The organism is Desulfatiglans anilini DSM 4660 (assembly GCF_000422285.1).
GTDB lineage: Bacteria > Desulfobacterota > DSM-4660 > Desulfatiglandales > Desulfatiglandaceae > Desulfatiglans > Desulfatiglans anilini.
Genome location: NZ_AULM01000017.1, coordinates 1 through 18,559 on the forward strand (window position 1 = coordinate 1; position 18,559 = coordinate 18,559).

The following is an 18,559-nucleotide window of genomic DNA, read 5'->3' on the forward strand; positions in this document are numbered from 1 at the left end:
GTCCCACCGATATCCAGCAGAATCTGTGTGCCGATAAAGCCTATGATGGCAAACCCGCATTGAAGACCATCGTTGCCCACGGTTATATTCCCCACGTGAAAACACGGGGGGAGGAGCGCCAGGAAAAAAAGCGCAATCCCGCATGGAAAGCCAGAAGATGGGTGGTTGAAGTGAGTCATTCATGGTTCAATCGCTTCCGTAAAATCCTGGTTCGCTATGAGAAGCTCAGCGATACCTATATGGCTTTGCTGCATATGGCTGCTGCTATCATCGCCTACCGAAAAGTGGGCGTTATTTACGGATAAGATCTTAGTCACTTCCGGCCTCTTTCTATTGCTCTCATTACCTTCCGCCCCCTCTCAGTCAGCCGGTATTTCTGTTTTTTGCTTCTGGGCTTATCCGGAATTGTCATCTCCAAACAAGATAAATCCATCAAGCGTGAGAGCGCCTTCTTGAAGTTCCCCGTTCGGCTTTCGTATCCAAGCAGAGCAAGCAGTTCCGGTGTGTTTTGTGGAACATCGAGACAGGCGTGCAGGATCCTTTGTTCGATTTCGCTCATGGGCTCATGGGCCTCATCATGGGCCCCGTCATGGGCCTCATGGGCCTCATGGGCCCGACTCAGTCCCGACTTGGTCACCTGCTTCGGAGTGGCATCACCCGTCACTTCATCTGTAACTTCACCAACCGGTCCAAATTCAGGCACCTTGACGATGATTCGGAAAACGTCCCCTTCGATCATCTCCGGATCAGCGCCGCCATACGCCTTGCCATACCGCATCATCTTCCGCATACCCGAGCCGAGTTCGTCGGCACGGTGGATTTCCCGGAAGAATGCTCCGATTACCGGGTTTTTTGGGAAAGGCGTGAAATTCGCCGGGTCAAGAGCGCCGAAGCCGTTGGGTTTATTGCTGTTTTCAGTGCGGACCTGCCCCCGTTCGATGATCAGCTTGGCGGGAAAGGCGTTGGTGTATTCCCGATGGATCAGGATATTGGAGGCAACTTCACGGAAAATGGCATCGCGAAGACTTATGCGCTCCATGCCTTCGAGGAAAAAGGGGTCGGGCAGATGCTTCTGCACAAAGGCGATGATCCGTTCGTAGCTTTCAATCAGGTTGGTTCTGACCAGATCCCGGTCATCATAGCGATCCAGGTTGACCTTTCGCAAAATGAGATCGGTTCGGTGATGGGGTACTGCTGATAGAATAAGCTGGTCATTTCCAAGCAAAAGTATGCCTGCCAGCGTGATACCGCTTTTGCCGGTTTCCGGATCGGTCTGGTAAAGTTGGGCGCTTTTCAACAGGCCCATGTCGTCCATACCGAGCCAGGGATGATCATCCCGCCAGACTCCGGCCAGCCGGCGGCATTTGTCGATGAGATCAGAACGCAAATCGTCCAGCTTGGCAAAAGGATAGATTTTGTTCTCTGAGTAAGTGGCCTGTTTGCGCTGGTAGAGATCGCCCACCTGTCGAGTGTGATCAGTAATATCGAGATCACCATCCTCATTGCGGTCATAGATGCGCCCGTTGCATCTGTGGACCTGCGAGCTTTCAGGGACATACACGCGAAGTACCGGTTTTCCTTCAACCGTCACCTCATTTACCGATATGTAGGCCGGAGGGTGGATTTTTTGCGGGTTGTTGATGGTGGTAACAAAGTCTTTCTTTATTTGTGAAACAGCATCCGGTTCAATGCCTTGTATATCTCCGGAATCCGTGACCCCCAATAAAATCGTACCGCCATGCCGGTTCAAAAAGGCGCACACCGTTTCATAAACATCCCGATTGAGCTGGTTGCGGCAGGTCTTGAATTCAAGATCGAGGCTTTCGCCCTTGCGAATCAGTTGTATCAATTGGCGTTCGCTGGTGTTCATTCGCGATTCCTATTCCAACACGATCCGGACCTTTCCGGGCTCCTTGCCCTTGGTCAGCCCGTCCAGGTATTCCTCAAACCGCTTCCTCATCTCCGCTGGGGTGGCCGGTGAGCCGCCCGAGAGCAGGGCATCGCGCAGGTCTGCGATCTTGACCGAGACCTTAGTGAGCCCGGAGAGCACTTCCTGCAAGGCGTGGATGAAGTCCTGGTCCAGGTCGTCCGGCAGGGTCCGCTTCTTTATGAAGCCGTCCACCAGCTTGTGAGGCTCGGGCTTGAGGAGGCTCAGGTTCCCCTTGGTGGTCGGATCTTCAAGGTTGGCGAGCAGCGTCTGGGTCCAGTTCTCGACCAGCTTGTCGAGCTCGCCGTCCAGGGCGTCCAGTATCGTCGCCGCGGGAGTGGCAGGCGGTTCCGAACCCGGCTTGAAGTTGCAGTGCGGGCAGACCGGCGATGCTTCCAGTTCCTGCTCGGTGAGCGCAAAGCAGCTCCTTAATCCGGCGAGCCGGTTCTGGAAATCCGAAAGATGCTGGCGCGGCATCAGATCGATGGTGGAGAGCTTCTGCAGGTCCTTGAGCCGCTCGTCGCCCATGAGCTGGGCCTTGCGCTTGTCCTCGTTCACGCCGAGACGCGCTTTGGCGTGCATGGAAAGGTAGGCCAGCAGATAAGCCTTCTTGAGGTCGCCGAGCTTGCGCTGGGTCTGCTGGCGGAATGCCGCCGCGCTCCGTTTGGCCGGGTCACCGATTTGGGCGAGGACCTCGTCCCGCGCCGTCTTCATCTTGTCGATCCATTCGTGGCCGGTGGCCAGGACCGCCTCCGCGGTGGAGAGGTACGATGCCGTGGACCCGAGGTCCGCCACCAGTTCCTCGAGCGACTTGATTTCGGCAAGGGATTCGAGCCCGCTCCGCTGAGCGGTCACTTCCGAGGCGTCATAGCGGAAGTTCTTGAGCTTGCCGGTCGTGGTGTAGGCTTGCAGGGATTCGAGGAAGGTCTTGGTCTCGTCCAGTTTCGCGCGGAGCTTCTTGATCTCATCCTCGGCCAGCAGGTTGCGGCCCCAAAAGAACAATCCGGTCTGCATGCTTTGCTGCACGAGCACGAGTTTCTCCACCGCCGCGGTGACGGCCTTTTGCAGCTCCTGAACCGGCTCGTCCTTGCCCTGGGTGACCAGTTGCGCCATTCCCGGCGTGAGTCCGAGCAGTTCGAAAAGCGCCTTGAGCGCAGGAAGGTTCCAGTCCTTGGGTCGCTCGATGTGCTTGAACTGGGCCAGTTCGTCGATGCCGGTTCCGGCCAGTTGTGCCAGACCCGTGGCATCGAACTTCTTGCCCGGGATGGATAGGACCACCTCGCCGGCATAGACCAGCGCGGCCAGCACCACCACGGCCCATTCGGGTTCGAGGCGGAGCGATTGCGGCGCGAGGTATTCCACGCCGAGAACGTCCTGGATCAGCTCGGAGCGGTTGACCACCTGTCCGTGGCCCTTCTTCTTGGCGACACCGAGGATGTGTTTGGCGTATTTGGACCGGTAAGGATCGAGCCGCTCACCGTCGAGAAGCTCCAGGGCATCCAGTACCGCAGTGGCCTGCTTGGTGCGGTTCTGTCCGGCGATGGCGCGCAGGGTGTCCTGTGCGGCCTGGGCCCGGTTCGCTCCGGTGATGAGCACCGAGAAGAAGGGGTATTCGGGAGCCTGGTCCTGGAACTTCGTCCCGAGACAGATGCCCGCGGTGGTGTTCACCAGGTCGCGGAAGTTGATACGTTCGTAGGAGCCGATGCCGGAAAGCTCTCTGATGGACTTACCTTTGGCCCATTCAGTCAGGGACTTGGCGCGCCCCTGGTAGGTGACCTCGAAGGCCGTGGTCATGTTCTTCTGGAGCCACTGCACGAGATCACGGAGGAAGTTCGATGCCTTGGACTCGTAGGTGGACTTGGCGTGACCCGAAGCGGTGGATGCAAGGTCCAGGGCAGCGGCGTAGCTTCGAAGCGCGGTGCGGAATTCCTCGTCCGTGTTCGTCAGGCGCAGGAACAGCTCCTCGGGTTTTTTCTCGTCCTTGAAATGCGGCGCGTCAAAGGGCTGGATGAAGTAGAGGTAGAAGTCCCGCGGCGGCACCGCTGTGGAACGCTCGTTGGGCGCGCCGAAGAAAAGGTATCCCTGGCGCGCGGCCTTGCGCTCCAGCCATTCGAGTTCGTGCTGCCAGATTTTGTAGCCGGTCACGTAGGTCTGGTCCGTGCACTCCATGACCCGCCGGAGCGCCTCGTAGTAGTAGCGGTCGAGCTGCGAGGAATCGAGGCTCTCGGCCCGTTTCTCGATCAGCGCGTCGAAATCGTCGGTCTTCTTGAGGTCCAGGTAATACTGGCGGTTGTCCGGGTTGGACGAAATGAACTGCCCGCTCACCGTCTTGTGGATTTCCCGCAGGACGGTCTCCACCTGGGAGAGCAGGTCATCGGCGGGCTCGCCGCCCAGTTCCTCGATGCCCGGCTGGAAGAGGCACAACCCGTCGCGCAGTTCCTCCGCCGTCGCGCCCAGGGTGGCGTAGATATCGCCCGTCGTGAGCCTGTGGACGGACAGCGCATGGATGAGCTGGGTCGCCATGGGCTTGTATGCCGGGCGGGTGAGGGCCTGCTGGATGCGCGACTCGAGCACCATGCTGCAATCGATGACTGCCTTGATGTCCGGAACGGCGCGGAAGGACGGATTCTCGCGCAGGGTCGTCCAGTAGCCGTCATAGGCGATGACTCCGGGCCGGTCGTCGGGTACGTTCTGGTTGAGGAGCTTCTTCATGGCCAGGGACAGGGTCTTGAGCACCTCGCGCTTCTCCACCGCGGTGACCCGCTCGAAGGTATCGATGTAGTCCGGATGCACGGGGAAGAGGCGCACGAACTCGTCCATGCGCTCGTTCATGCGGCCATAGAACTTGGCGAAGGGGGTCAGGTACTCCCGGATTTTCACCTGCTGGTCGGCGGTCTTCTTGAGCAGACGCTCGGCCACCACGAACTTGACATCCTTGCGGGCGATGAGGATTTGCTCGAAGCGGTCCTTCACCCGACGGATGCTGTCGGCTACGAAAGAGAATCGAGGGCTATCGAAAATGGCTTCCTGGACGCCGGCGATGAAACGGAATCGTAGGTCCTTGCAGACCTCGCCGATCTCGCGCAGGAAGTTGAGATCGAGGATAAGTTCCTGATCCTTACGGGTGCGCAGATAGTCGAGCAGTTCGTCTACTACCAGGAGCAGGCCGTGGTCGGGAAATTCCTGGTGGAAGACGGTCATCATCTCTTCGAAGGAACGCTTGTTATTGGACACCTTGTCCGCGGGCGGAAAGGAATAAGACACACCCATTGCGGCCAGGTGCTCCTCCAGTTCGGCCAAGAGGATGTCGCGCAAGGACATGGTGGTCGCGCCGATCTCGGTTCGGACCACCTTGAAGCGCCCGCTGATCTTGCCTGCGGCGCTGGCCACGCTCTTGTCGTTAAGATGCGTGGCGAGATCGCCGTTTTCGGCCAGGGCGGAGATCACGGACATGAGGTGCGACTTACCGGTGCCGTAGTTGCCGACGACCAGCAGCCCCTTGTTGTCCATGGGCTGGTCGAACTGAAGCTGAGGAACGACGAGATTGACCAGTTTCTCAGCCATCTCCCCGGAGATGACATAGGTCTCGACAAGCTGTCGGGCAGCGGCGGCCTCGTCGGCGTCACGTAGCTGGACCACGGACTCGATAGGCTCGAATTGGATCAGGTCTCCGTATTTCATCGCTTTTGCCCTCCTGCGCTTTCGTTCCTTGTCTTCATGTAACGGCCTCCGGGTTCACTACCAGGAAATCTCGTAAGGGATACCGTTTGTACTCGGGGTGGTCCGGCGTCGCATAGACCATGTGCTCGCCGTCGATGGAGCCGCTCCAGGCCACGACCACCGTTTTGTTTCGGGAGAGCCCCTGCAGGAGCCGCAACGGGTCCTGCTTGAGCGAGACATCGAAGAGGACCTCGACGTTGTCGAGAAGAACCACATCGGCTGCGGATATGCCCACGATCTCCGCGAGGAGGCGGGGCAACTGTAATGCCCGCTGGCGCTCGGTGAGGTCGAGCATGCGCCGGGAAAGTTCGAGGTTGACGTTGACCAGAGGAGCCGCCGTACGCTCATGAACATTCTGGAGCGCGGCGGTCTTGCCCGCACCAGCCGGGGCCACCAGCATGACAAGCCGGTGGTACAGCTCGGCAGCCTGGCCAATTCTCTTTATGACTCTATCGGCGAGAGGCTCCGCCATTAGCGATCTCCTCCTGAACCGGGCTCGTTCGCTCGCGTTTCCTCAAGCCAGTGGTCAATGGCTCCTTTCCTGAAACGCCAGTGCCGGCCGATCTTCTGGGAGGGGATCTTGCCTTCCCGAATGAGCTTGTAGAGCGTCGATTTCGGTATCTTCAGGTAGGCGGATAACTCTTCGATGGTTAGAACATAGCCTTGTTTTTCTTCCATCAAGTGCAGCTCTCTGGCCTCAAAGCAAAATTCGACCCAGGATGCATTGTAGCAGTCACATAATTTACAGTTATTGACAGTTGCTGTCAAATGCCCTTAGGAGCGCAGATGGGAAAATCAGCCTCGGATTCCGCTGGTTAGCGCTTTTGAATGTTCCAATCCAGCGATCCCTCACCAAATAGAGCCAGGCCGGGAGCTTGGCACCGTTTGTCCGAACGGTGACCAGTACGCGGCGGTAGAGGCAGGGACCGTGTGGGTGGAACCCCTCCAGCCGGTCAATGGCCGGAAGGCGGGCCTCGGGGTCGTCGAAGGTGAGAAGTTCTCCGTACACGTGGCCCCAGGGCGCGCCTGTGCCCTTATTCGGGAGCCGGTCGGGGGTTGGCTCGGGATTGAACATACGGACTGTCACAGGTGGACAAAGAAAAAGCCCTGAGCTGTTCTTGCTCAAGGCTTCCTTTTAAATAAAATCGGTGCTTAATCGACCGTATTTTTATCTGGCTCCCCGGGACAGACTCGAACTGCCGACCAAGTGGTTAACAGCCACCCGCTCTACCAACTGAGCTACCGGGGAATGGCGTGATTCGAAGCAATTTTTTTAGCAGGATTCGTGTGGGAGGTCAACAAAAAATTTGGGCCGGGGGCGGCGGGCGGGCAATCCGCTTGACAGGTGCGGGCAGAGTCTCTATGTATCAGGTAGCTTGCACGTCTAAACCCTCAAGGTGAGAAACACCCTCATGAAGCAGATCGTTCTCGGCACCGCCGGCCACATCGACCACGGAAAGACCTCCCTCATCAAGGCCCTTTCGGGCATCGACACGGACCGTCTCAAGGAGGAGAAGGAGCGTGGCATCACCATCGAACTCGGGTTCGCCCACCTGGAGCTGCCGGGCGGGAGGCTGATCGGGATCGTAGATGTCCCCGGGCATGAGAAATTCGTCAAGAACATGGTCGCCGGGGCTACGGGGATCGATCTGGTGGCGCTCGTCATCGCGGCGGACGAGGGGGTGATGCCCCAGACGCGGGAGCATCTCGAGATCTGCGAGCTTTTGAAGATCCGGCACGGGGTCGTCGTCCTGACCAAGATCGACATGGTGGACGAGGAGTGGCTGGAACTCGTGCGGGAGGACGTGCGGGAGTATCTGTCGGAGACGTTCCTGGCCGATGCGCCGATCGTCGAGGTGTCCTCCCAGACCGGGGAGGGGCTGGACAGGCTTTTGAAGGTGCTGGAGGAGCAGGTTTTGAAGATCCCCGAGCGGGAAATGGGGCATCTTTTCCGGCTCCCGATCGACCGGGTCTTCAGCATGAAGGGGTTCGGGACGGTCGTGACGGGGACCACCATTTCCGGGAGCATCCGGCTCGGGGACGAGGTCACGATCTATCCCCAGGGGATCGATTCGAAGATCAGGGGGATACAGGTCCACAACAAGGAAGTGGAGGAGGTGCGGGCCGGGCTCCGCACGGCGGTGAATCTGCAGGGGGTCGAGAAGGCCTCGATCGAGCGCGGCAACGTGCTCGCGACGCGCAACGGCCTCAGGCCGACCTTCATGGTCGACGTCGAGCTGAACCTGCTCTCGAGCGCCTCCCGAAAGCTCAAGAACCGAGCGAAGGCCCGCTTCCACACCGGCACCTCCGAAATCATCTCGACGGTGGTCCTGCTCGACCGGGATCTGCTCGAACCCGGGTCGAGCTGCTACGCCCAGATCCGGCTCGACGCCCCCACGGCGGTCCTCAAAGGCGACCACTATGTCCTGCGCAGCTACTCGCCGGTCCGGACCATCGGCGGAGGGGAGATCCTCAATGCCCTGCCCGGGAAGAAAAAGCGCTTTTCCGAGGCCCCGCTGGCAGAGCTCAAGAAGTTGCACACCGGGGACCTGAGCGAGGTGGCGGAGGTCTTCGTCCGGCTGGGGCGCTTCAAGGGCGTGGAAGAGGGCGAGCTGCCGTTTCTGGCCAACACGGGCAGGAAGAAGATCGACGAGTGCCTGAAGGCCCTCAAGGCGCAGAAACGGGTCGTCCAGTATGACCGGGAGCGCGGGCTGCTCATCCATGCCGACTTCTACCAGCGGGCCAGGGAGGAACTGCTGCAGACCCTCGAGCGCTACCACCGGGACTTTCCTCTGAAGACCGGCCTCATGAAAGAGGAACTGCGCTCCCGCACGGTCGGGTCCGAGCAGCCGCGGCTCTTCCAGTTCCTGATGGCGCAGCTGACGGCCGAGGGGCGGGTGGTCCAAGAAAAGGAGGTCGTGCGGCTGGCCGAGCATCGGGTGGCCCTGGCCGAGGACCAGGAAAAGGTTCGCCGGGACCTCGAGGAGCTGTACCTGAAGGGCGGCCTGCAGCCCCCCTACTTCAAGGAGGTGAAGGAGCAGTTCCCCGGCAAGACCGCCGAGGAGGTGCTCAACGTCATGGTCCAGGAAGGGCTGCTCGTCAAGGTGAAGGAGGACCTCTTCTTCCACCGCAAGGTCATGGAGGACCTGGAGGCGCGCCTGATCGAATTCCTCAGGGAGCACGGCGAGATCACGACCCCGCAGTTCAAGGACATGACGGACGCCTCCCGCAAATACACGATCCCGCTGATCGAATATTTCGACCGCACGCAGGTGACCGTCAGGGTCGGGGACAGCCGGGTGCTGAGAAAGAGATGAACGGGCGGAGCGGCATGGAGGGCGCTGCGGCGGGCGGGCTTCGGGAGGCCCTGGGCCTGAGGGAAAAGGAGCTCGTGGCGGTCGTGGGGGGCGGGGGCAAGACCAGCCTCATGCTGGCCCTTGCCGGGGAATTGCAGGCATCGGGCGCCCGGGTGGTGGTCAGCACCACCACCAAGGTCTGGCAGAAGGAGGCCCGGCTGCTTCCGGAATCGGTGACGGCGGGGGGCGAAGGCTGGGAGGCCGCCCTCGTGCAGGGCCTCGAACGGCACGGGGCCGTTTTCCTAGGCAAAGGGCTTCTTCCTTCGGGGAAGGTGGACGGGATCGCCCCCGAGGAGGCGGACGCCCTTATCCGGCGCCCGGAGGTGGACTGTCTGATCGTCGAGGCGGACGGCGCGGCCGGACGGCCGCTCAAGGCCCCGGCGGACCACGAACCGGTCATCCCCGGGGGAGCCTCGCTCGTCGTGGCGGTGATGGGGCTCGAGGCCCTCGGGAAGCCGTTCAGCGACGAATGGGTCTTCCGGGCCGAACGGTTCGCCGCCCTGACCGGCATGCAGGCGTCGGAGATCATCACGGCGCCACGGCTCGCGCGGGTGTTTCTGGCCGGGGCCGGCCTGTTCAAAGGCAGCCCGCCGGGGGCGAGACGGGTCGTGTTCCTGAACAAGCTCGATCTCCTCGGTTCGGAGGCGGAGGCGCTTGCGCTTTGCCGCGCGATCCTGGAAGGGTCGGGCGGAGGGATCGAGCGGGTGGTCATGGGCGCCGTCAAACAGAAAACATTCAACGTCTTTATCGGGAAGAAGGATGATCAACATCTACGGCAAGGTTAGGGAACTCGCCCGCGAGGGGCGTCCGGCGGTCATGGGCACCATCATCCGGCAGGCCGGGCCGGCTCCGCGGGGGCTGGGCGCCAAGTTCCTGGTCATGGAGGACGGCTCCATCTTCGGGACCATCGGCGGCGGCGCACTCGAAGGGCAGGCGATGGCCGAGGCGCCGAAGGTCCTCGCGGCCGGGCGGCCCGCAACCCTCGAGTTCGACCTGACGGGGGTGGACGTCGCGGAGACGGACATGCTCTGCGGGGGCGAGGTGGCGGTTTTCCTGGAGCCGGTTTTCCCGCGCGACGATGCCCATGCGGCGCTTGCCGGCCGGGTCGTCAAGGCGCTCCAGCGGGGCGGGAGCGGCGGGCTGCTGGTAACGGTCCTCAACCCGGAAAGATGGGCGGCGGACCGGGCCCCCAAGTTTTTCATGGCGGGTGACGGGACCCGGACAGGCTACGGGGCCGAAGACCGCGCCCTCGGGGCGGCGCTGGAGCCCCGGCTGGGGGCGATCCTCGCGAAGCCGCAGCCGGTGCTTCTCACGGCGGCCGATGATTCGGGGGCGCTGTTGGACCTTTTCGTGGAGCCGGTCGTAGGCCGCACCGTCCTCTATGTCTTCGGCGGGGGGCACGTCTCGCAGCAGATCGTGCCGTTCGCCGCACGGGTGGATTTTCCGGTGGTGGTCATCGACGATCGGGAGGAGTTCGCCAACCCGCGGCTCTTCCCGGATGCCCAGGAGACCCTGGCGATGGCGTTCCCGGGCGTGATGCAGAAGCTGCCCATCGACGAGGCCGCCTACCTGGTGATCGTCACGCGCGGGCACATGCACGACAAGACCGTCCTGGAGCAGGCCCTCCGGACCAACGCCCGGTACATCGGGATGATCGGCAGCCGGCGGAAGCGCGACATCATCTATCGGAAGCTCCTGGAAGAGGGCTTCACCGAAGAGGACCTGGCGCGCGTGCACGCGCCGATCGGGTTGGACATCGGGGCCGAGACCCCGGCCGAGATCGCGGTCAGCATCGTGGCCGAACTGATCGTGGCCCGCGCGGGGGGGCCGTCGAAGACGGGCGGCGGGATCGCCGTCGAAAGAGGGGTGAAGGGTGGAAGAACATCTTGACTGGTTGATGGAGCGCTGGGCCGAAAAGGCGGTCGCCAGCCTGAAAAAACACGACTTCGACGCCGTGTTCGTCCAGACCGCGGCCGAGGCGCGGGAGCTGATCCTCGCGATGGTCGAACCCTATGACAGCTTCGGCTTCGGGGGCTCCGACACGGTCCGGGCCCTGGGGGTCGTCGAGGCGCTGCGGGAAAAGGGGAAGGCGGTCTATGACCACTGGCAGGCGGGGCTTACGAAGGAGGCCGATCTGGAGATCCGCCTGCAGCAGGGGCGTTCGGACTGTTTCCTCTGCAGCGCCAACGCCGTTTCCCTGACCGGGGAGGTCGTGAACGTGGACGGGATCGGCAACCGCACCGCCGCCATGTCGTTCGGGCCGCGCAAGGTCATCGTGGCGGCCGGCGTCAACAAGCTGACGCCCGATCTGCCCTCCGCCCTCCGGCGCGTGAAGGAGGTGGCCGCCCCCATGCGCGCCCGAAGCCTCGGCATGAAAACGCCCTGTGCGGAGACCGGCATCTGCTCGGACTGCAGCGCGCCTCAGCGGATCTGCCGGATTACGACGATCCTCGAGCGGCGCCCGCTCCTGACCGATATGACCATCATCCTGATCGGCCGATCCATGGGGTTCTAAATGGAAAAAAACCGCCATCGATTTTCGGAAAGCTACGACGGGCTCCTGGGCTTCGGCTTCGACCGGGACGTGGACGCCTCGACCCTGACCTATTTCCTGCAGCGCTTCGCCCAGGACGATCTGATGGCGCTCATCCGCCGCCGCATCTCTCAGGAGGACATCCACGCCCTCGCGGACCTCGTCATGCAGATCATGAAGAAATACCTGAACGAGCCCGAGTACCACCGCTATTTTCTGCGGGACGAGGAGGAGGAGCCCCCAGCCGATTCCTCCCCGAAGACCTCGCGGTAGACTGCCTGATAGGTCTCGAGGGCCTCCCTCCCGAAGCAGACGAACACCACCTCTTCGATCCGGCCGTCAGCGGCGAGGGCTTCCCTGGCCTCGCGGAGCGCGATGCGGGTGGCGCGCTCGAGCGGAAACCCGTACGCCCCGGTGCTGATGGACGGAAAGGCGATCGAGCGGGCGCCCAGCTCCCGGGCCACCTTGAAGCTGTTGCGGTAGCAGGAGGCCAGCAGGGTGTCCTCGTTCCGGGTGCCTCCCCTCCAGATCGGGCCGACCGTGTGGATGACCCATTTGGCCGGGAGCCGATAGCCCCTGGTGGCCTTGGCTTCCCCGGTGGGGCACCCGCCGAGCTGCCTGCATTCCTGAAGCAGCTCCGGACCTGCCGCCCGATGGATGGCGCCGTCCACGCCGCCCCCGCCGAGGAGGGAGGTGTTGGCGGCATTGACGATCGCGTCGACCGTCTGCCCGGTGATGTCCCCTTCCACGATGCGTATCTTCTTCTCCATGCGTTTGGACCTCCTGCGCTGAAGGTTGTCCGGTCCGGTTCCTCAATCGCCGAGGCCGTCGGCGATGTCCAGATACAGCCGGTTCATTGTTTCCCTGAAGGTGTTCCGGTTCTGCCCGCGAAAGGCGTCACGCCGGCCCCACCACCCGATCATGTTCAGGTGGTCGGCATCGATCCGGCGGATGAGGTAGCGCGGGTCCCAGACGGCGGACCGGAGCGCCACCAGGCCGTCGTTTTCCCCCTCCTCCCGTTGGATCAGACGAAAAGACGGTTTGAAGATCGGCCGGATCAGTTCATAGGGGCGGGCGCCGGCGACCGTTTGATAGCGGACGCCGCACTGCTCCTCGAAGGCGGCCAGACGGCGGTTCATGCGGGCGCACGCTGCGCGGGTGAGGTCGTGGAACCCGCTGAGGTCGAGCCCGAAGGCGTGGCCGGCGGAAAGGACCCAGCCGAGGCGCCGCGTCCCCCAGTCCGCGAGGGAGGTGCCCAGATGAGGGGTTCCGATGGTCGTCAGGGATGCGACGCGGTCTTCGAGCCGGTAGCGGTGAATCATGTTGCGGGCGTCCAGCCCGCCCATGCTGTGGGCGATGAGGTGAATCCGCGGGCGGCGTTTGAAATCCCGGGTGAAGAGCCGGATCTGCTCGAAGAGATCGTGCGCGCGCCGGTCGCACGAGGCGGCCCAGGCCACGCGCGCGTAGAAGACCTCGTAGCCGTGCGCCCGGAGTGCGCCGGGGATGTGGTGGAAATACTGGAACCGCTCCTCACGGGGTCCGTTCGACCGGACGAAGGGGTTCAGAAGGCGGTCGAAGGGGCAGATCCCGTGGGCGAGCACGATGGGACAGGTGGTTTTCATAGGGCCGTGGATCCCCGAAAAGGGTTGTTCTTTTGGACGCCGGAATGGGTTTAGAAGACCGTTTCCGGATGGAAACGGATTATAGCGCGAAACCGGGGGGGCGTGTCAAAGTTCAGGCGAGATTCAGAAGGCTCAGGACGATGTACACGGGAACCGCCGCCATGACGGCGGTCCGCACGAGACGCGACCAGGGCGGCCGGAGGAGGGGCAGGAACAGGAGGGTTGCGATCCAGAGGGCGGGGACGAAGACCCCGGCCCAGAAGGCGGGGAGGTGCCTCAGAAGATACTGGATGCCGTAGAAGAACCACGGGCCGTGGATGCGCTCGACGGCTGCGTCCGGCGGGACGGCGGGGTCCGGCGGGATCCACAGGGCGTAGGCCGCCAGTCCCAGCAGGGCTGCACCGAGATAGACCCGGTCGGGAAACCAGTCCCTCACGTGGTCGCGGATCAGGATGCACACGAGAATCGGAAGGAAGAAGGAATGGTACAGAAAGGGGAGGTAGAAAAAGGCCTCCCCTTCCGCCATTATCAAGCGGGAGAGGGACGGCCCCAGGAGCGGTACTTCGTTCAGGCAACTCGCCATGATCCGTCCCGCGAAGATTCCCTCCAGATCGCCTTTGAGGATGAATCCGGTAAAAAGGGTCAGGAAGCAGAGCAGGAGAGAGGCGACCAGACGGCACCATGTCCGGAAGGGATAGGCCGCATAGCGCCTGCGGAGGAAATAATCCGCCGTGTGGAGCAGCATCAGGATGACGAAGATCTGCCCGGAGCCCTGGTGCATCTGGCGCAGGAAGGCCCCGTAGGGCATCCCTGAGGTGATCGCCTCGACGGTCCTGAAGACGTCTCCCATGGGGCGGTACTGGATCGAAAGGACGGCCCCCGAGGCCAGGCAGAGGGCGAGGGATGCCAGCCCGAGGCGGGGAAGAACGGGGGAGAGTGACAGCAGCGCGCGCTTCAGTTCCAAGGGGGCCTCATCGTCGAGGAGCAGGCGTCTGCACAACGAGGCCTGCATCCGGACGTCGCCGGGGGGATGGACGCCCTTTTTCGTCCCTGTGTGGTGGCTAGGCAGAGAGACGCGATGGTCGTTTTTCCGCTCGGAAGCCGGTCGAGCCGATCGCTGAGGCGGATTCCGGGCGGCATCGCTTTAGAGGACATAGGAAACCGTGAGGTCTCCCCCCTTGGAGAGGGCGACCGGCAGGGTCTCGAGGTCCTTCTCGGCGGGCCCCTTGATCCGGCGCCCTTCGGCGTCGAAGGCGCTCCCGTGGCAGGGGCAGACGAAGCGGTTCGAGACCGGGTCGTGCTGCACGGTGCATCCGAGGTGGGTGCAGCGGGCTGAAACCGCTCTGACGCTCTGTTCCTCCTGCAGCAGGAAGACGTTGTCTTTGAAGGACACCCGGCCCCGGCGCTCCTGATGGGAGAAGATCACCTGAACCGTGCGGCGGCCTGAATGGAGGACGAAGGCGAACGCTGGATAGCCGACCGCGAGCGCCAGGCCGATGCGGGTGCAGAATGCAGCTGCTTTTTTGAGAAAATTTCGTCTGTCCAACCTGCCTCCTCTTCCTCGATCGGCTCAGGGGTTGGCGGGGTTCGCCCCCTGATTGGAGGGCCGGGCCAGGATATCCGCGAGGGTCCGCTCCAGGTTCTTGAGGTCATAGGGCTTCGCTGCGGCGGCGGAGAATCCGAAATCCCGATAGTGCTTCACGACGGGGTCTTCCACATATCCGCTCGAGACGATGGCCTTGATCCCGGGATCGATCTTCAAGAGCGCTTCCATGGTCTCCTTCCCCCCCATCCCGCCCCGGACGGTCAGATCCAGCAAGACGGCATCGAAGGGTTCGCCGTCGGTCTTCGCCTGTTGAAAGAGCCGGAGCGCCTCCTCTCCGTTTCCGGCGGTCACCGGTTGATAGCCGGCCAGCGTAAGCATCTGTTCCAGCACATCCAGGATCATTTCTTCATCGTCCATGACGAGGATTCTACCTTGGCCGGATATTGCCGCCGGTCCGCGAGGCAGGGCCTCTTCCGCCACACGGGGCGATGGGATGTGCGGCGCCGCTTCCTGAGGTGTTTCGACGGCCGCAGGCAGATAGATCGCAACGGTCGTTCCGAGATCGACGACGGACTGGACGTCGATGAAGCCGCCGTGATTGCGGATGAAGGCGTAGGATGTGGCCAGGCCAAGCCCCATTCCCTTCTGGGTCCCACGGGATTTGGTCGAAAAATAGAGATCGAAGAGTTTTGGGAGATGCTCCGCCGGAATCCCGACCCCCTCGTCCCGAATCTGGATCGCCACGTATGGAGCGCGGGGGCCGTAATGGGAGGCCGGGGCCCTTTTCGGATCGAGCGGCGTATTCCGGACGGCGATCTCGATGGTGCCTCCGCCGGGCATCGCTTCTTTGGCATTGGTCAGGACGGCGGTCAACACATCGGCGATCTGCACCTCGTCGAAGGCGACCGGCCAGAGATTCTGATCCACATCGATCCGGCAGAGCACCTGAGCCCCGGCGAGCACCAGCGAGCTGTAGTCCCGTATGATGGGCTCCAATGCCCCCTGCTGCTTACGGGGCGCGGCGTCTTTCGAAAGGTTGAGAAAGCGTTGAGTCAATTGAACGGCGCGCAGGCAGTTCGCCTTTGCCCTGTCGAGGTGCTCCGCAAGATTGGACCCGCCGCCTCCACGCATCGAGGCCAGTTCGAGAAATCCAAGGACACCGGTGAGCAGGTTGTTGAAATCATGCGCGATGCCGGCCGCCATCATCCTGAGCGACTCCAGCTTTTCGCCGTGGATGCGCTCATTCTCCGCGTGCCGCGCGTCGGTGATGTCCGTCGCGAAAACGGCGATTTGTTTGACCGACCCATCGGCACCCGGGATGGGGAACCAGTGATTGTCGAAGATCCGGCCGCCGCGTTGATCCTCTTCTCTGACCGGCAATCCCGTTTCAATGACCTTTTTCGCGGTGCTCGAACGGCGGGCGGCCACCTCCGGTGGAAAGAAATCGAAGATACGCTTGCCTTGCAACTCCTGCAGGGACTTGCCGACCCGCCTGCAGGCGACGTCATTGGCGGCGAGGACGATTCCGTTGCAATCGAAGAGGACTGCGGTTTCGGTGATCGCGTTCAGCAACGCAGAAAGCCGCCGCTCGCTTTCCTTCAGGGCGGCCTTGGCCGCGAGTTCATCGGTGATGTCCCTTCCGGAGCCCTTCATTCCGATCGGGATTCCGGCGGCATCGCGCGCAAGAGACGTCTTGTATTCGAGGATATGCTCGAGGCCGGCTTTGTCCTTGAGCCGAAAAAGCCCGGCCGCAGCCCCTTTCTGCTTGACGGTTGCAAGGTATTCGGGAAATTTGGGGGCGACATCCTGGGGCATGAAGGTCTGGATGTTCATGCCGCACAATTGGTGTCGATCGTATCCGCAGACCCTCTTCCAGGCCGGGTTTACATCGGAGATGCGACCGTCCAGATCGTGAAAGAAGAGGAGATCGGAGACGCCTTCGAAGATGTTGCGGAATTTCTGTTCGTTGGCCTCGAGGGCGGCCAGGCTCTGCTGTTGCTCCGCGATCTTCGATTGCATCTCCTGGTTGCTGCGCTGCAGTTCACAGATGTGGCGGACGATGCCGGCCTCGAGCTCTGATCGAAGTTCAGCGTCATGGATCTTATCGAGGATGGGTTTCAGAAAGCGTGTCGCGTCCATGAAGGAATCCATTGACAGTTCGTAGAACAAGGCCCATCGGCTGTGTTTTACTCATCATCCGCTGCAAAAGAGGCTGCAGGTTGGTCCTTGCTTGTCTTCGGAGCTCCGCCGGCCCTGCATCCGGACATTTTCGAGAAGCCTGGGAACAGGGTTTCTTCAACACACTGCCAATACGGGCCGAGGAGTCGATGAATGCGCTCCGTTGCTGCGCTCGATTCCCCCGAAGACCGCGTATCTCTATCCTTTTTGCCTAATGAAAACGCGCTATTCCAAAGACTGCACGTTTCGATGTGCAGGACGCGGGGTATGCAAAATGAAACCGGATTGTGTTTGGTCAAACTAAACCGTTTGTCCTAATCTAGAACAAATTCGCCTTTCTGTCAGCAAAGAAGTGATGCAGATTGCGGATGTCCGACACGGTCAGCCCCCGGCCTCGAAGCGGTGGAACCGCCGCTCCCGACACAGGATCGACTCCGGCTCTGAAACCTTCCTTTCTGGACTGCAGAAGTATAGGATGAATCAGTTCCACCGCTTCGCGGCGGGTCCCGGCTTGGTCAATATCAAGGAAATCAAGCGTTTGCGCAGAAGCGGCCTGCATCTCGCTGCGCCAGCAACCGTGCAGATTGACGCCGGGATTGGACAGAAAGAACATTTGCGGATGGCATCTACCTGCAGGTCGCCGTACGGGCAAGCGTGCAGATTGACATTGGGAAAAGTAAAAAAATACCATTTCCGGATGGCAACCGGGATAGTATGATGCCCTCCCGAGGGGATGGTCTGGACTTCCGAACGTCGAGACCGCCGGTGAAACGAATGGGTTGATGTAAGGTGGGGAGGGCTGTGAAGATCGTGGAGGCGATTGTGAAGGGAAGTGTATCATCGAACCGTGGAGCGTTCTCATGCTCTTGAAGATCGTATCAGGTGGTCAGACGGGTGTCGACCGCGCCGCGCTGGATGTCGCCATCGAGTGGGACATTCCTCATGGCGGGTGGGTTCCGAAGGGGCGCAAGGCCGAGGACGGTGTCATCCCGATGCACTATCAGGTTCGTGAGATGCCTACCGACTGCTACGCCGATCGAACCGAGCAGAACGTAAGGGATTCGGACGGGACGCTGATCCTGTCCCGGGGGGATCTCGAGGGCGGGTCCAGGTTGACCTTGGACCTGGCGCTTCGCCACGAGCGCCCGGTTTTGCATGTCGACCTGGCCAGGCAGAACGCCTTTCAGGCCGCTCAGGCGATTCAAACCTTTATAAGGCGGCACGGCATCCGAACGTTGAATGTCGCAGGGTCAAGGGCGAGCAAGGATCCCGAGATCTACGACCTGGCGCGCAAGGTTCTGAAGGCCGCCCTGTATCTCGACCTGGTCGAGAGCGCTGGAGCGGGGCCCCGGGCAGACGGCCCCGCCTCGGTGGAGGAGGCGGTGAAACGGCTTGCGGCGGATCTTTCCCTGAAGGACAGGATCGAGATCGCTCACATGCCGGAGAGCGGGCTCAGCGGGCTCGATGATACGCTGGGGGAGTATATCCGTGAGCGGTTCGGCCTTCGTTCCGGGAATCTGGCATTGCTCGAAGCGTGCCGCCGCATGGCCGGGCGCGACGTCCTGCTCGAGGAAGACGCCTCGGCGTTGATTATTCGCCGTTTGTGGGGTCATCTTAAAGAAACCCATCGGCTGAGAGTCATAAAATAGCGTCCATCCGGAGATGAGGGTTTTTCTT

The 18,559-nt window shown here is 61.7% G+C and carries 18 protein-coding genes and 1 tRNA gene; 7 read left to right on the forward strand and 12 right to left on the reverse strand.

The window, feature by feature from the left end:
• The coding region (locus H567_RS0112510; protein WP_028321659.1) for a transposase at window positions 1-305 on the forward strand (305 nt) is incomplete at its 5' end.
• 8 nt (window positions 306-313) lie between these two features.
• Here the strand turns inward: H567_RS0112510 and H567_RS0112515 are convergent.
• The 6 genes from H567_RS0112515 to H567_RS0112540 all read right to left on the reverse strand — a co-directional run bounded on the left by H567_RS0112515 (window position 314) and on the right by H567_RS0112540 (window position 6,896).
• Window positions 314-1,870 (reverse strand): RNA/DNA-binding domain-containing protein, encoded by a 1,557-nt coding sequence (locus tag H567_RS0112515; RefSeq protein WP_028321660.1) that lies wholly within the window; start codon window positions 1,868-1,870, stop codon window positions 314-316.
• Between the two features lie 9 nt (window positions 1,871-1,879).
• Complete coding sequence (locus tag H567_RS0112520) at window positions 1,880-5,608, reverse strand: DUF6079 family protein (RefSeq protein ID WP_028321661.1); 3,729 nt, start codon at window positions 5,606-5,608, stop codon at window positions 1,880-1,882.
• A 34-nt stretch (window positions 5,609-5,642) separates the two neighbouring features.
• Window positions 5,643-6,119 carry a BREX-3 system P-loop-containing protein BrxF gene (gene brxF, locus H567_RS0112525; protein WP_028321662.1) on the reverse strand — a complete coding sequence of 159 codons (477 nt, stop codon included), beginning with the start codon at window positions 6,117-6,119 and terminating at the stop codon, window positions 5,643-5,645.
• Window positions 6,119-6,325 (reverse strand): helix-turn-helix domain-containing protein, encoded by a 207-nt coding sequence (locus H567_RS0112530; protein WP_028321663.1) that lies wholly within the window; start codon window positions 6,323-6,325, stop codon window positions 6,119-6,121. The genes brxF and H567_RS0112530 overlap by 1 nt, the downstream gene beginning before the upstream one ends.
• A gap of 70 nt (window positions 6,326-6,395) precedes the next feature.
• On the reverse strand, window positions 6,396-6,722 hold the full coding sequence (locus H567_RS30105) for a gamma-glutamylcyclotransferase family protein (RefSeq protein WP_153306180.1): 327 nt from the start codon (window positions 6,720-6,722) through the stop codon (window positions 6,396-6,398).
• A gap of 98 nt (window positions 6,723-6,820) precedes the next feature.
• Window positions 6,821-6,896 (reverse strand) — tRNA-Asn (locus tag H567_RS0112540).
• A gap of 163 nt (window positions 6,897-7,059) precedes the next feature.
• Here H567_RS0112540 and selB point away from each other — a divergent pair.
• From selB to H567_RS24735, 5 genes are read left to right on the forward strand one after another with little or no spacing between them, the layout of a single operon-like run.
• Window positions 7,060-8,964, forward strand: a complete 1,905-nt coding sequence (gene selB, locus H567_RS0112545) for a selenocysteine-specific translation elongation factor (RefSeq protein WP_028321665.1) — start codon at window positions 7,060-7,062, stop codon at window positions 8,962-8,964.
• Window positions 8,961-9,788: a selenium cofactor biosynthesis protein YqeC gene (yqeC, locus tag H567_RS24725; RefSeq protein ID WP_051184795.1), complete on the forward strand. Its 828-nt coding sequence runs from the start codon at window positions 8,961-8,963 to the stop codon at window positions 9,786-9,788. Before selB ends, yqeC begins: the two co-directional genes overlap by 4 nt.
• Entirely contained in the window at window positions 9,763-10,893 is a 1,131-nt protein-coding gene (locus H567_RS24730) for an XdhC family aldehyde oxidoreductase maturation factor (protein ID WP_051184796.1), read from the forward strand. The genes yqeC and H567_RS24730 overlap by 26 nt, the downstream gene beginning before the upstream one ends.
• Complete coding sequence (locus H567_RS0112560; protein WP_244155471.1) at window positions 10,877-11,518, forward strand: lactate utilization protein; 642 nt, start codon at window positions 10,877-10,879, stop codon at window positions 11,516-11,518. Before H567_RS24730 ends, H567_RS0112560 begins: the two co-directional genes overlap by 17 nt.
• On the forward strand, window positions 11,519-11,809 hold the full coding sequence (locus tag H567_RS24735; RefSeq protein ID WP_051184797.1) for a hypothetical protein: 291 nt from the start codon (window positions 11,519-11,521) through the stop codon (window positions 11,807-11,809).
• Here H567_RS24735 and H567_RS24740 read toward each other — a convergent pair.
• The 6 genes from H567_RS24740 to H567_RS0112595 all read right to left on the reverse strand — a co-directional run bounded on the left by H567_RS24740 (window position 11,746) and on the right by H567_RS0112595 (window position 17,495).
• Window positions 11,746-12,306: an O-acetyl-ADP-ribose deacetylase gene (locus H567_RS24740; RefSeq protein WP_051184798.1), complete on the reverse strand. Its 561-nt coding sequence runs from the start codon at window positions 12,304-12,306 to the stop codon at window positions 11,746-11,748. The two genes, H567_RS24735 and H567_RS24740, sit on opposite strands and share 64 nt — an antisense overlap.
• Window positions 12,307-12,348: 42 nt before the next feature.
• Window positions 12,349-13,158, reverse strand: coding sequence for an esterase/lipase family protein (locus tag H567_RS0112575; RefSeq protein ID WP_028321667.1), 810 nt, complete (start codon window positions 13,156-13,158; stop codon window positions 12,349-12,351).
• A 112-nt stretch (window positions 13,159-13,270) separates the two neighbouring features.
• Window positions 13,271-14,170, reverse strand: a complete 900-nt coding sequence (locus H567_RS0112580) for a cytochrome b N-terminal domain-containing protein (protein ID WP_028321668.1) — start codon at window positions 14,168-14,170, stop codon at window positions 13,271-13,273.
• 132 nt (window positions 14,171-14,302) lie between these two features.
• Window positions 14,303-14,704, reverse strand: a complete 402-nt coding sequence (locus H567_RS27235) for a QcrA and Rieske domain-containing protein (RefSeq protein ID WP_051184799.1) — start codon at window positions 14,702-14,704, stop codon at window positions 14,303-14,305.
• 24 nt (window positions 14,705-14,728) lie between these two features.
• A complete protein-coding gene (locus H567_RS0112590) occupies window positions 14,729-16,843 on the reverse strand; it encodes a PAS domain-containing hybrid sensor histidine kinase/response regulator (RefSeq protein WP_161626621.1) in 2,115 nt (704 codons plus the stop codon).
• 358 nt (window positions 16,844-17,201) lie between these two features.
• Entirely contained in the window at window positions 17,202-17,495 is a 294-nt protein-coding gene (locus tag H567_RS0112595; protein WP_028321670.1) for a hypothetical protein, read from the reverse strand.
• Window positions 17,496-17,742: 247 nt separating this feature from the next.
• Here H567_RS0112595 and H567_RS0112600 point away from each other — a divergent pair, with 247 nt between their 5' ends.
• The gene (locus tag H567_RS0112600) at window positions 17,743-18,531 is read left to right on the forward strand and encodes a putative molybdenum carrier protein (protein ID WP_028321671.1); all 789 of its coding nucleotides are present in this window, start codon (window positions 17,743-17,745) and stop codon (window positions 18,529-18,531) included.
• The last annotated feature ends 28 nt before the right edge of the window (window positions 18,532-18,559 follow it).

Excerpts from the sequence above, each read along its gene's own strand:
- H567_RS0112515 (WP_028321660.1), bottom strand. The coding sequence starts at position 1,870 with ATGAACACCAGCGAACGCCAATTGATACAACTGATTCGCAAGGGCGAA.
- H567_RS0112520 (WP_028321661.1), bottom strand. The coding sequence starts at position 5,608 with ATGAAATACGGAGACCTGATCCAATTCGAGCCTATCGAGTCCGTGGTC.
- brxF (WP_028321662.1), bottom strand. The coding sequence starts at position 6,119 with ATGGCGGAGCCTCTCGCCGATAGAGTCATAAAGAGAATTGGCCAGGCT.
- H567_RS0112530 (WP_028321663.1), bottom strand. The coding sequence starts at position 6,325 with ATGGAAGAAAAACAAGGCTATGTTCTAACCATCGAAGAGTTATCCGCC.
- H567_RS30105 (WP_153306180.1), bottom strand. The coding sequence starts at position 6,722 with ATGTTCAATCCCGAGCCAACCCCCGACCGGCTCCCGAATAAGGGCACA.
- selB (WP_028321665.1), top strand. The coding sequence starts at position 7,060 with ATGAAGCAGATCGTTCTCGGCACCGCCGGCCACATCGACCACGGAAAG.
- yqeC (WP_051184795.1), top strand. The coding sequence starts at position 8,961 with ATGAACGGGCGGAGCGGCATGGAGGGCGCTGCGGCGGGCGGGCTTCGG.
- H567_RS24730 (WP_051184796.1), top strand. The coding sequence starts at position 9,763 with ATGATCAACATCTACGGCAAGGTTAGGGAACTCGCCCGCGAGGGGCGT.
- H567_RS24735 (WP_051184797.1), top strand. The coding sequence starts at position 11,519 with ATGGAAAAAAACCGCCATCGATTTTCGGAAAGCTACGACGGGCTCCTG.
- H567_RS24740 (WP_051184798.1), bottom strand. The coding sequence starts at position 12,306 with ATGGAGAAGAAGATACGCATCGTGGAAGGGGACATCACCGGGCAGACG.
- H567_RS0112575 (WP_028321667.1), bottom strand. The coding sequence starts at position 13,158 with ATGAAAACCACCTGTCCCATCGTGCTCGCCCACGGGATCTGCCCCTTC.
- H567_RS0112580 (WP_028321668.1), bottom strand. The coding sequence starts at position 14,170 with ATGCAGGCCTCGTTGTGCAGACGCCTGCTCCTCGACGATGAGGCCCCC.
- H567_RS0112590 (WP_161626621.1), bottom strand. The coding sequence starts at position 16,843 with ATGGACGCGACACGCTTTCTGAAACCCATCCTCGATAAGATCCATGAC.
- H567_RS0112595 (WP_028321670.1), bottom strand. The coding sequence starts at position 17,495 with ATGTTCTTTCTGTCCAATCCCGGCGTCAATCTGCACGGTTGCTGGCGC.
- H567_RS0112600 (WP_028321671.1), top strand. The coding sequence starts at position 17,743 with ATGCTCTTGAAGATCGTATCAGGTGGTCAGACGGGTGTCGACCGCGCC.